The sequence below is a fragment of the Micromonospora sp. NPDC049114 genome (genome assembly GCF_040648635.1).
Taxonomy (GTDB): Bacteria; Actinomycetota; Actinomycetes; order Mycobacteriales; family Micromonosporaceae; genus Micromonospora.
On sequence record NZ_JBEZEA010000012.1, the window covers coordinates 164,617 to 176,574 of the forward strand.

Here is an 11,958-nt window from a genome sequence, read left to right on the forward strand (position 1 = left end):
AGTCACGTCGTACCCGTGGGTAACGTGAGGTGCGGGAATCCCAGGTCGGGAGGCGGGCCGAGGTGTCGACGACGCGACGGGCGCGGGTGATCAACGACCACCCGCGCCCGCAGCCGAGCCAGATCGCTGATCTAGTAGTTGCGGGTCTTCACCAGGAACGCGTAGCCGACCACCGTGGTGCCGTTCCAGTTGTACATCGGGTAGCACTGCTGCGGCGACGTCCACGTGGAGACGTAGGTCGGCCGTGCCGCCTTGCACGCCGCCATCGTCGGGTACATCGGACTGTTGTAATCCGCCAAAGCCGGCGAAGCAGTGCCCAGCACCAGGCCGCCAGCCAGAGCGACAGCGGCGATGACGTTACGAGAGCGGGGGCGGCGCGAAATTTTCGCCATCTACAGTCCATTCCTGACGAGTTGGTCCATCAGGTCCCTGACGCCAGGAGACTAGTGGCACCCAAGATCGTCGAAGCGACGGCCCGACATGCGTGCAGCCGACCAGGCCGCCGGCCGATCCGGCTCGTCGAGGTCAGACCGTGGGAGTCGCGGGTCCGCCCATCGCCACGTCGTCGACCCGGATGTTGACCTCGTCGACCCGCAGCCCGTACGCCTCGACCGCCTCGGTGACCCGGGCCCGCACCTGCCCGGTGATCTCCGGGACCGGCTGACCGGCCTGGATCACCAACACCAGGTTGACCACGGCCGCGTCCCCGGTGACGTGGGCCGAACAACCCCGCCGGGCGTCGCCGACCTGGTCCAGCCCGACGCGATCGAGGACCGCGTTGAAGAACCGCGCGACGTCCCCGCCCATCTCGGCCACACCGGGCACCGAACTGGCGGCCGCGACGGCGATCTTCTCGATCACCTCGTCGGAGACCTTCGTCGTCCCGCCGGCCACCGCCGGCACCGTGCCCAGCTCGCGCGTCGCCTCGTCACTCACGTCCCGCTCCCCTGCCGTCGTCCCGCACCGACCCCGCCCGGGGCCCGCGCGAGCGGTGCCCGCGCGAGCGCGAGCCTACTGCCTCCCGGAGCCCGCACACCGTCCGCTGTGAACGCGAGGGGGCCCCGCCGGCGCCGGTTCGCTATCTTGCCCCCCATGGCATGGATTCTTGCCGCCGCGCTGGCGGGCTCGGCGGTCGTCCTCCTGGTCGCGGTGTGGCTGGTTCGGCTCTACAACAGGCTGGTCCGGATGCGTAACCAGGTGGATGCGTCCTGGTCCCAGATCGACGTGCAGCTCAAGCGACGCCACGACCTGATCCCGAACCTGGTGGAGACCGTCAAGGGGTACGCGTCGCACGAGCGCGACACCCTGGCCGCCGTGCTGGCCGCGCGCGGCGAGGCCAGCACGCACACCGCCGGCGACCCGGGGAGGGCCGAAGCCGAGAACGCGCTGAGTCAGGCTCTGGGTCGGCTCGTCGCGCTCGCCGAGGCGTACCCGCAGTTGCGGGCGAGCGAGAACTTCGCGGCGTTGCAGGGCGACCTGGCCACCACCGAGGACAAGATCGCCTACTCCCGGCAGTTCCTGACGTACGCGGTACAGCAGTACAACACGGCGATCCAGAGCTTTCCGGCGAACCTGGTCGCCGGCCCGCTCGGCTTCCAGCGGCGCGGACTGTTCGCCGCCACGGACTCCGACCGTGGCGTGATCGCGGTCGGTCTCTGAGCGGTGACGGACCTCCTCCTCGCCGGCGCCGCCGTCGGGCTCTGGCTCCTCGCGTACGGAGCCTGCCGGGTCGCCACCCGACCGGCGCCACCGGCGGCCCGACCGGCCACCATGGACCTCGGCTCGGAACCACCCGCCGTGGTGAGCATGCTGGTCAACGGCGGGTCGACGCGCGCGGGTGCGGCCGAGTCGATCCTGCTCGACCTCGCCGCAGCCGGCTACTACGAGCTGCGGCAGCCGGACGCCGACCCCTATCGCACCACCATCCATCTCGCCGGGGGCCGTCCGGACGACAGCGGCCTGCGGCCGTACGAGCGGCAGGTCCTGGCGCGGGTTCGGGGGCTCGCCGTCGACGGGGTGGTGCCGCTGACCGCGCTGGCCCTGCGCGACGAGGACGAGGCCAAGAACTGGAACAGCCAGCTGCGCGCCGCCGTGGTCGCCGACGCCCGGGCGGCCGGGCTGTCCCGGCGCCGATTCGGGCAGACGATGATGACCGCGCTCTACGTCGGCGCGGCCGCGGTGGGCGTGGTCTGCGGCCTCGTGGCGGTGCACCGCACGCACCTGAGGTGGACGTTCCTGTTCTCCCTCACCGTCGCCCTGGTGCTCGCGGGCCTGGTGCAGCGCGTCGGCGAGCGAGCGACCCCGGCGGGGCTGGAAGCCACCTCCCGGTGGCTCGCGGTGGGTGCCTGGTTGCGCAGCCACGAGCAGTTCGCCGAGCTGCCACCCTCGGCGGTGGCGATCTGGGACCGTTACCTGGCGTACGGCGCCGCGCTGGGCGTGACCCGCCGCGCCAGTTACCTGCTCGGCCTCGACGTCGGCAGCCAGCGCGACCTCTGGTCGTCCTACCGTGGCGGCTGGCACCGGATCCGGGTGCGCTATCCGCGCGGCCGACCCGGGTACGGCAGCTCCACGCCCACCCTGCTCTGGCAGGCGGTGCTGGCGGTGGTGTCGGGACGACTGGTGCTGGCCGTCACCGGCTACACCAGCTGGTACTCGCTGCCGGCGTATCCGCTGCTCGCCGGCGGCGCCTACCTGCTGGTCGGCGCGCTGGTGGACCGGGTGCGGTCGGTGACCGTCACCGGGCAGGTGCTGGCGCTGCGCCCGCACCAGCGGGACAGCCGCCACCTGGTCCACCTGGTGCTCGACGACGGGACCGCCGACCGGACCACCGCCTGGGCGACGCCCGGCGGCCGGGCCGACCGCTGCCGGCCGGGCGACGTCGTGACGATCACCGCCCGGCCGTGGAGCCGCCGGGTCGACACCCTCACCCGACGCTCGCCGGCACGCCCGGACACCGCGCGAACCGAGCCGCTGGTCACGGACGTCTTCGGCGAGGTACGCCAGGTGCCGGCCGGGCCGCTCCCGATCTCCGTCGAGGACGTCGCGCGGGTCGTCGGCCATCCCGTACGCGTGGCACGCGGGCCGCGGCGCGTCGACTTCCGCTCCGAGCGCGACGACAGCACCGTGCTGCGCGCCGCCTGGGCGGACGGTACGGCGGGACAGATCGCGTGGCGGGCCAACGCGCGTGGCGTCGCCACCCCGCTACCGGGCGTCGGCGACGAGGCGTACGCCAGCGGCAACAAGGTGGTGCTGCGCGTTGGCGACAGCACGCTGGTGCTCACCGCGCTCGGCAGCGGGCGGCTCGGGACGCCGCACCTTCCGTGGCTGCTCACCAGATGTGCGCGCGACGCCCTCACGGGTGCCTGACCCACCGCTGGGGTGGGCTGTCGAGCGGGCGGCTCAGGAGCCGAGCTGATCGAGCAGCTCGTCGGCCGCCGCGTACGGGTCGAGGGCACCCTCGGCCACCGAGGCGGCGAGCGTGCTCAGCTGCGTACCGTCGCGCAGTGAGCCGATCTTGGCGCGGAGGGCGCCGAGCGCGATGGCCTCGATCTCGGCGGCGGCCCGCGCCTCCTGGCGGCGGCGCAACTCGCCGTGCTCGACCAGCCAGCCCCGGTGCTTGTCGATGGCGGCGGCGATGTCGTCGATGCCCTCGCCCCGGGCCGCGACAGCCCGGACCACCTGCGGTCGCCACTGCCCCGGCCCGCGCTCACCGAGGGCGATCATGCCCTGGATGTCGCGGACTGTGGCGTCGACGCCGTCCCGGTCGGCCTTGTTGACCACGAACACGTCGGCGATCTCCAGGATGCCGGCCTTGACCGCCTGGATCGCGTCACCCATGCCGGGGGCGAGCAGCACGAGCGTGGTGTCGGCAAGCGAGGCGACCTCCACCTCGGCCTGCCCGACACCGACGGTCTCCACCAGCACCACGTCACAGCCGGCGCCCTCCAGCACGCGGACCGCCTGCGGTGTCGCCGCCGCCAGCCCGCCGAGGTGCCCCCGGCTGGACATGGACCGGATGTAGACGCCCGGATCGGTGGCGTGGTCCTGCATGCGCACCCGGTCGCCGAGGATCGCGCCGCCGGTGAACGGGCTGGACGGGTCGACCGCCAGCACGCCGACCCGGTGCCCACGTTCCCGCAGCGCACGGACCAGCTCGTTGGTGGTGGTGGACTTGCCCACCCCCGGCGAGCCGGTGAGCCCGACGACCTGGGCCTGCCCGGCGTACGGCGCCAACGCGGCGGCGACTGCCGGCAGCAGTTCGTCGCCGTTCTCCACCAGCGTGATCAGCCGGGCCACCGCGCGGGGGTCACCCGCGCGGGCCCGCTCGACCAGCAGGGGTACGTCCCGGCTGCGGCGCACGGACGTGGTGGCCGCCGCCGGGACGCCCTCGATCGCATCGCTCACTGTGCAGCCGCTGCGCTTCCCGGCACGTGGATGATCAGCGCGTCGCCCTGGCCGCCACCGCCGCAGAGAGCCGCCGCGCCCGTGCCGCCGCCACGCCGCTTCAACTCAAGGGCGAGGGTGAGGACGAGACGAGCACCGGACATGCCGATCGGGTGACCCAGCGCGATCGCGCCGCCGTTGACGTTGACCTTGTCGGAGCTGACGCCCAGGTCGCGGGCGGACTGGATGCCGACCTGCGCGAACGCCTCGTTGATCTCGATGAGGTCCAGGTCCTCCACGCTCAGGCCGCCCTTCTTCAGGGCGTGGTTGATCGCGTTGGACGGCTGCGAGTGCAGGGAGTTGTCCGGGCCGGCCACGTTGCCGTGCGCACCGATCTCGGCCAGCCAGGTCAGGCCCAGCTCGTTGGCCTTGGCCTTGCTCATGACGACAACCGCCGCCGCGCCGTCGGAGATCGGCGAGGAACTGCCGGCCGTGATGCTGCCGTCCTTGGTGAACGCGGGGCGCAGCTTGGCCAGCGACTCGGCGGTCGTGTCCGGGCGGATGCCCTCGTCGTCGCTGATCACCAGCGGGTCACCCTTGCGCTGCGGGATCAGCACCGGGGTGATCTCCTCGGCGAAGTGGCCGTTCTTCTGCGCGGCGGCGGCCCGCTGGTGACTGGCCGCGGCGAACGCGTCCTGCTCCTCGCGGGAGATGCCGTGCTTCGTGCCGAGACGCTCGGTCGACTCGCCCATCGAGCAGCAGTCCCAGGCGTCGCTGAGCCCGTCGTGCGCCATGTGGTCCTTGACCACCACGTCGCCGTACTTGTAGCCGGAGCGCTGGCCCATCAGCAGGTGCGGGGCGTTGGTCATCGACTCCATGCCGCCGGCCACCACGATGTCGAACTCGCCGGCCCGGATGAGCTGGTCGGCCAGGGCGATCGCGTCCAGCCCGGAGAGGCAGACCTTGTTGATCGTCAGCGCCGGAACCGACATCGGCACGCCGGCCTCGACGGCCGCCTGCCGGGCCGGGATCTGCCCGGCGCCCGCCTGGAGCACCTGGCCCATGATCACGTACTGGACCTGGTCCGGGCTGACCCCGGCCCGCTCCAGGGCTGCCTTGATGGCGATCCCGCCGAGCTTGGTGGCCGGAAGGTCCTTGAGGTTGCCCAGCAGCCGCCCCATCGGGGTCCGCGCGCCGCTGACGATCACCGAAGCCATGCCTGCCTCCGAGGGGGGTGCCGAGCTGTACGCCTTAACGATTGTTCGGCCAGACTAGCGCCATGGCTGAGAACTCCCCCGTCGAGCCCGGTGCGGACTACGTCACAGACATCGGGCTTCGCAAGATTGACCACGTCGGCATCGCCGTCGCCGACCTGGATGCCGCGATCGACTTCTACCAGCGGACCTTCGGGATGCGCTGCGTACACGTCGAGACCAACGCCGAGCAGGGCGTACGGGAAGCGATGCTGGCCGTCGGGCCGACCGCCGAGGGCGGCTGCGTGCAACTGCTGGCCCCGCTCACCCCGGAGTCGACGATCGCGAAGTTCCTCGACCGCAACGGGCCGGGCGTGCAGCAGGTCGCCTACACGGTGGCGGACATCGACGTGGCCTGCGCGGCGCTGCGCGAGCGGGGGGTGCGACTGCTGTACGACGCCCCGCGCCGCGGCACCGCCGACAGCCGGATCAACTTCGTCCACCCCAAGGACGCCGGAGGCGTCCTGATCGAACTGGTCGAACCCGCCCCCACCCACTAACCCCACCCAGCCCGACCCGCGCGCACTCCCGGCCCCGCTCCCCGCGCCCGGCGCCCGCTCTCGCGCCCGGCCCCGCGCCCGCTCCCGGCTCCCGCGCCCGGCTCCCGCGCCCGCTCCCGGTGATCAAGAGGTTTGCGTCATCTGCTGGGCGCGGATTGACGCAAACCTCTTGATCACCGGGGGTCGGCCGGGGGCCGGCCGGGGGTGAGGCATGGGGGTCGGCCGGGGGGCGGGCGTGGGGGTCGGCCGGGGGTCGGCGCGCACTTCTGTGCGTGGTTCGCGGGGTGGCCGGGCACCTTCACGCATCGGTCGATGCAGTTTTTCACAGAGGACTTCCCGCCCTAGCTACCGTTCAGTAACGTCCCGGCCCACAGGAGCGCGACCGGGGCCGGATGTGTCGAATGCCGACATGGTGGTCGTGCTCACCGGCGCCGACGATGGCAGCACCCGGGCCCGTGCGGGTGCGGGGACGAACCGGAGGTCACCGTGCAGGACATCCTCGAAGCGATCATGGCGGCGGAGGAATCGAACGACCCGGACCGCGAGCTGGCGGGTGTTGCCGGACTGCCCGTGCCGGAGAGTTACCGAGGCGTGGTCGTCCGCGCCGAGGAGTCCCGGATGTTCGACGGCATGGCCACCCGGGACAAGGACCCCCGCAAGGCGCTGCACGTGCAGGAGGTGCCGACGCCGGAGCTGGCGCCGGGCGAGGCGTTGATCGCGGTGATGGCCAGCGCGATCAACTACAACACCGTGTGGACCAGCATCTTCGAGCCGGTGTCCACCTTCAAGTTCCTCGAACGCTACGGCCGGGTCTCCGAGCTGACCCGCCGGCACGACCTGCCGTACCACGTGGTCGGCTCGGACGCGGCAGGCGTGGTGCTGCGTACCGGCCCGGGGGTGACCCGGTGGGCGGCCGGCGACGAGGTCGTCGCGCACTGCCTCTCGGTCGAGCTGGAGGACGCCGCCGGCCACGACGACACCATGCTCGACCCGCAGCAGCGGATCTGGGGCTTCGAGACCAACTTCGGCGGCCTGGCCGAGCTGGCCGTGGTCAAGGCCAACCAGCTGATGCCCAAGCCGCGGCACCTGAGCTGGGAGGAGGCGGCCAGCCCGGGGCTGGTCAACTCCACCGCGTACCGGCAGCTCGTCTCGCACCACGGCGCCAACATGAAGCAGGGCGACGTGGTGCTGATCTGGGGCGCCTCCGGCGGCCTCGGCGGGTACGCCACCCAGATGGCCCTCAACGGCGGCGCGATCCCGGTCTGCGTCGTCTCGTCGCCGGAGAAGGCCGAGCTGTGCCGCCGGATGGGCGCGGACCTGGTCATCGACCGGGCAGCCGAGGGCTTCCGGTTCTGGAAGGACGAGGAGACCCAGGACCAGAGCGAGTGGCGGCGCTTCGGCGAGCGGATCCGTGAGCTGACCGGTGGCGAGGACCCGGACATCGTCTTCGAGCACCCGGGCCGGGAGACGTTCGGCGCGAGCGTCTACGTGGCCCGCCGTGGCGGCACCATCGTCACCTGCGCGTCCACGAGCGGGTTCCAGCACCAGTACGACAACCGCTACCTGTGGATGCACCTGAAGCGGATCGTGGGCAGCCACTTCGCCAACTACCACGAGGCGTGGCAGGCCAACCGTCTGGTCGCGCTCGGCAAGGTGCACCCCACGGTGTCGCGTACCTACCCGTTGGAGCAGACCGGTCAGGCCGCGTACGAGGTGCACCGCAACGCGCACCAGGGCAAGGTCGGGGTGCGCTGCCTCGCGCCGGCCGACGGGTTGGGCGTCCGTGACGGGGAGTTGCGGGCCCGGCACGAGGAAGCGATCAACCGGTTCCGGGGGCACTGAGCGGGCCACCGGCCGGACGGATGAGCGGCCGATGGCCAATGCGGTGATCGGCCATTGTTCTTCCAACCCCATTAGCTGGAACCCAACCGGATCGAACAAAGGGCCACGGGTCGCACCCGTGGCCCTTTTTCGCGTCACGCTGCGTGGCGTCCGTCCCGCCCGGGACCTGCCAAGATCGCCGATTGGTCCGGCCTCGTCGGCCAGGTCAGTTGACCATGTAATGAGGACACGAAAGCTCCGTACCGCTCTTGCGAAGCACCCTGGGGCGTCTGCCAGTATGTCCCAATGCCCCAGCAGCAGTCCTCCCCTCTCGCGTTCTTCGATAACGCGAACTCGCAGCCAGATTTCACCGTTGGCCTGCGCGGATACAACACTCACCAGGTCGATGACTTCATCGGCCGGATGACCGCCGCGCTGACCCAGTCCGAGCAGGCCCGTGCCGAGGCTGAGCAGCGGATGAACGACGCCCAGCGTCGCCTCCGCCAGGCCGAGCAGCGCATGAGTGCGCTGGAGCAGAAGCTCACCGACACGAACAAGCAGCTCGAAGAGAACAGCCGGCCCACCCTCTCGGGGCTCGGCACCCGCGTTGAGCAGATCCTCCGGCTCGCCGAGGAGCAGGCCAACGACCACCGCAACGAGGCCAAGCGCGAGTCGGAGGGCATCCTCTCCGCCGCCCGCCTCGAGGCCCGGGAGATCACGGACAAGGCCCGCGCCGAGGCCGCCGCGATGAAGGCCAGCGCCGAGCGCGAGGCCGGCAACCTGCGCACCGCCGCCGAGCGTGAGGCCGCCGAGGTCCGGGTGCAGGCCCGCCGCGAGGCCGACACGCTGCGCGCCGACGCCGACCGCGAGACCAAGCAGCTGCGTACGGTGACCGCGCACGAGGTGGCCGAGCTGAAGTCGACTGTCGAGCGTGAGGTGGCCACCCTCCGGGCCACCGCCGAGCGGGAGATCACCCAGCAGCGGGCCAAGGCCGCCCGCGAGGCCGAGGAGAAGCGCGCCGAGGCCACCAAGCTGCTCACCGACGCACGGGACAAGCGCGACAAGGACCTCCAGGCCCTGGAGCTGCAGCTGGCCGAGCGGCGCGAGAAGGCCGAGCGCGAGGAGTCCGAGCGGCACGCCGCCCAGGTCGCGCAGACCCAGAAGCTGGTCAGCGAGGCCGAGCAGCGTGCCCGGGCCGCGCAGGAGCGCGCCAAGGAGATCGAGCAGCGCGCCGAGGCCCGCCGGGTCGAGTCGGAGCGCCACGCCAACGAGACGATCGACAAGGCCAAGGCGCACTCCGAGAAGACGCTCAACGAGGCCAAGGCCGAGTCGCAGCGCCTGCTCACCGAGGCGCGCACCGAGGCCGAGCTGACCACGCAGGCCGCCCGCCGCGAGGTCGAGGACCTCACCCGGCAGAAGGACGCGGTCACCTCGCAGCTCGGTCAGATGCTCTCCGGGCTCGCCGGCATCGTGCCCGGCGTGCCGGCGGCGGCTGCCCCGGCGGCCAAGCCGGAGGCGAAGAAGACCGACGGCGGACAGGAGCGGGTGACCGCGGAGACCGCCGGCTGACCCGAGGCGTCAGGTTGGGGCATCGACGGCGCGAGGTGACACCGGGTGACCGGTGTGACCTCGCGCCGTGTGCGTTTCCCAACCCTCGGTGTGGTGCCCTCGCCACGGAGTGAAGTAGGTCCCACAAGGGGCGTCCGTATCGCCCCAGCAGGGGGCGATGCGTGTGAGGATGGGGGCATGTCGCACGGCGAGGAACTGTTCGCTCTCGGCGGGGACGTGACCACGGAGCCCAGCTTCGAGTCCGCTCTGCGGGGGTACGAGAAGAAACAGGTTGACCGGTACGTCGCGCGTGCCGAGCACGAGATCGCGACCCTCGCCGCCGAACGGGAACAGGCCTATACACAGATCCACAAGCTCGCCGGCCAGGTCGAGGTTCTGCAACGGGATCTGACCCAGGTCCGCAAGCAGATGAACGTGGTGGACCGGGCCTCCTTCCGGCACCTAGGCCCCCGCGTCGAGTCGATCCTCACCCTCGCCGAGGAGCAGGCCGAGCAGATCCTGTCGGCGGCCAACGAGGAGATCGACGCCCGTCGCGCCACCGCCGAGCACATCATCGAGGAGGCCCGCGAGCAGGCCGCGCGGGCGTTGAAGGACTTCGAGATCGCGCTCGCCGCCCGACGCCAGGAGGAGGAGCGGCACAGCGCCTCCCGCCGCGCGGAGGCGGACGCGACCCTGCGGTCGGCCAAGGAAGAGTCGGCGAAGCTGCGCAAGGCGGCGCAGGACGAGTTGGCCAAGGCCCAGCAGGAGGCCACCCAGCTGCGGGACACCGCCAAGGAGATCCACACCCGGGCGCAGCAGGAGGCCACCAAGCTGCGCGAGGCGGCCCGCGAGGCGCTGACCACCGCCCGGCAGGAGGCCGGCGAGCTGCGTGAGGCTGCCAAGGAGGTACACGCCAAGGCCCAGCAGGAGGCCAAGCGGCTCACCGACACGGCGACCGAGGCGGGCCGGGCGACCCACGCCAAGGCACAGCAGGAGGCCAAGCAGATCATCGACGACGCGTCGATGGCCGGTCGGGCCACCCGCGCCAAGGCACAGCAGGAGGCCGAGCGGCTCACCACGCAGGCGTCCGAGTCGGCCAAGCGCAGCCGGGCCGAGACCGAGGCGTACGTGCAGCGGATGCGCAGCGAGACCGAGACGTACGTCCAGCAGTCCCGGGCGCAGACCCAGCAGGAGCTGGGCGCCTGGCGGGCCGGCGTGGAGCAGGAGGTCAACTCGCGGCGCGAAGCTGCCGATCGCGAGCTGGCCCAGCGACGGTCCACCGCCGAGCAGGAGTTCGCCAAGCGACGCGACGAGCTGGACAAGCAGCACGAGTCCCGCCAGCAGGAGCTGGAGTCGGGTTGGGCCGCGCGCAACGCCGAGCTGGAGACCGAGTACACGGCACGCCGCGACGAGCTGGAGACCGGGTACACGACCCGCCGCGACGAGCTGGAGACCGAGTACACGACCCGCAAGAACGAGATCGAGCAGGGCGCCGATGCGATCCGCCTGGCGGCCGAGCAGGACGCGTCGACCCTGCGCCAGCGCGCCGAGACGGAGGCGGCCGAGCTGTTGAGCCGCGCCGAGACCGAGGCGGGCGACAAGCGCCGCAAGGCCGACGAGCACGTCGCGGCCTCGCGCCGCCAGTTCGAGGAGTACGCGGCCACGACCCAGCAGCACCTGGCGACCACGCAGCAGCACCTGGCGGCAACGCAGCAGGAGGCCGCCGCGGGCCGGCAGCAGCTCGCCCAGGTGATGTTGGAGATCGCGCAGGCCCAGCAGCAGCTCGCCGACCTGCGGCAGGAGACCTGGAAGGCGCGGCAGGAGTCCGACGAGCTTGAGCGGCAGATGGCCGAGGTGCGGCTGCGCAGCACCACCGGCCCGATCGACGGCCCGACCGCACCCGCCACGGACGACAGCCCCGACGCGACGGCCGTGACCGGGTCGGGTGCCGACGACGCCGGGGCGCCGGTCGCCGCCGGCACCGCGAACGGCCTCAAGCCCGAGCCCGACGACGCCGGGGCACCCGTCGCCGCCGGCACGGCCAACGGCCTCAAGCCCGAGCCCGACGACGCCCGGCAGCCGGCGAACGCCGCCGCGGGCGGCGAGTCCGGGCAGTCCACGACCCGTCCGGTGGCCGAGCCGGTGACCACTGTCGACGGCGGCGCGGCCAGCGCCGGGGTGGACGGCGAACCGACCGTGGCGGCCGTTCCGGGCGAGGGTGGCCGGGGAGCCAAGCCGACGAAGATCACCAGCACCGGCGAGAACGGCAAGCGTCCCAGCAAGCCGACCACCGACGAGCGCAGCGCCAAGCCCAGCAAGGTCACGATCGAAAAGGACTGACGGTACGCCCCCGAGCTTCGAGATCTTGGACAGTTTCCGTTAGCCGGGCGGGCTCAACCGGTGGTTGCAACACCGAGTAGCTGGGCCATTTTCTCACCGGGGGTGGCCCAGCC

10 protein-coding genes are annotated in these 11,958 nt (G+C 72.1%); 6 read left to right on the plus strand and 4 right to left on the minus strand.

What is annotated here, in order from left to right; translation table 11 throughout:
- Positions 1-131: 131 nt before the first annotated feature.
- Both AB0B39_RS27285 and AB0B39_RS27290 read right to left on the minus strand, forming a co-directional pair.
- Positions 132-392, minus strand: a complete 261-nt coding sequence (locus tag AB0B39_RS27285; protein ID WP_357575740.1) for a hypothetical protein — start codon at positions 390-392, stop codon at positions 132-134.
- A 133-nt stretch (positions 393-525) separates the two neighbouring features.
- A complete protein-coding gene (locus tag AB0B39_RS27290) occupies positions 526-936 on the minus strand; it encodes an Asp23/Gls24 family envelope stress response protein (protein WP_234582055.1) in 411 nt (136 codons plus the stop codon).
- A 156-nt stretch (positions 937-1,092) separates the two neighbouring features.
- Here AB0B39_RS27290 and AB0B39_RS27295 point away from each other — a divergent pair, with 156 nt between their 5' ends.
- Positions 1,093-1,659 (plus strand): LemA family protein, encoded by a 567-nt coding sequence (locus tag AB0B39_RS27295; protein ID WP_357496052.1) that lies wholly within the window; start codon positions 1,093-1,095, stop codon positions 1,657-1,659.
- A 3-nt stretch (positions 1,660-1,662) separates the two neighbouring features.
- A complete protein-coding gene (locus AB0B39_RS27300) occupies positions 1,663-3,366 on the plus strand; it encodes a hypothetical protein (protein ID WP_357575741.1) in 1,704 nt (567 codons plus the stop codon).
- A gap of 33 nt (positions 3,367-3,399) precedes the next feature.
- Here the strand turns inward: AB0B39_RS27300 and meaB are convergent, their stop codons facing one another.
- Positions 3,400-4,404 (minus strand): methylmalonyl Co-A mutase-associated GTPase MeaB, encoded by a 1,005-nt coding sequence (gene meaB, locus AB0B39_RS27305; protein ID WP_357496048.1) that lies wholly within the window; start codon positions 4,402-4,404, stop codon positions 3,400-3,402.
- A complete protein-coding gene (locus AB0B39_RS27310; protein WP_357575742.1) occupies positions 4,401-5,600 on the minus strand; it encodes an acetyl-CoA C-acetyltransferase in 1,200 nt (399 codons plus the stop codon). The genes meaB and AB0B39_RS27310 overlap by 4 nt, the downstream gene beginning before the upstream one ends.
- A 62-nt stretch (positions 5,601-5,662) precedes the next feature.
- On the opposite strand from AB0B39_RS27310, the gene mce reads away from it, so the two are divergent.
- The 4 genes from mce (at position 5,663) to AB0B39_RS27330 (ending at position 11,845) form a co-directional block, all read left to right on the plus strand.
- Positions 5,663-6,136: a methylmalonyl-CoA epimerase gene (gene mce, locus AB0B39_RS27315; RefSeq protein WP_234582050.1), complete on the plus strand. Its 474-nt coding sequence runs from the start codon at positions 5,663-5,665 to the stop codon at positions 6,134-6,136.
- Positions 6,137-6,622: 486 nt separating this feature from the next.
- Positions 6,623-7,978: a crotonyl-CoA carboxylase/reductase gene (gene ccrA / locus AB0B39_RS27320; protein ID WP_357575743.1), complete on the plus strand. Its 1,356-nt coding sequence runs from the start codon at positions 6,623-6,625 to the stop codon at positions 7,976-7,978.
- A 285-nt stretch (positions 7,979-8,263) separates the two neighbouring features.
- A complete protein-coding gene (locus AB0B39_RS27325) occupies positions 8,264-9,526 on the plus strand; it encodes a cell division protein DivIVA (RefSeq protein ID WP_234582048.1) in 1,263 nt (420 codons plus the stop codon).
- A gap of 177 nt (positions 9,527-9,703) precedes the next feature.
- A complete protein-coding gene (locus AB0B39_RS27330; protein WP_357575744.1) occupies positions 9,704-11,845 on the plus strand; it encodes a hypothetical protein in 2,142 nt (713 codons plus the stop codon).
- Positions 11,846-11,958: the final 113 nt, after the last annotated feature.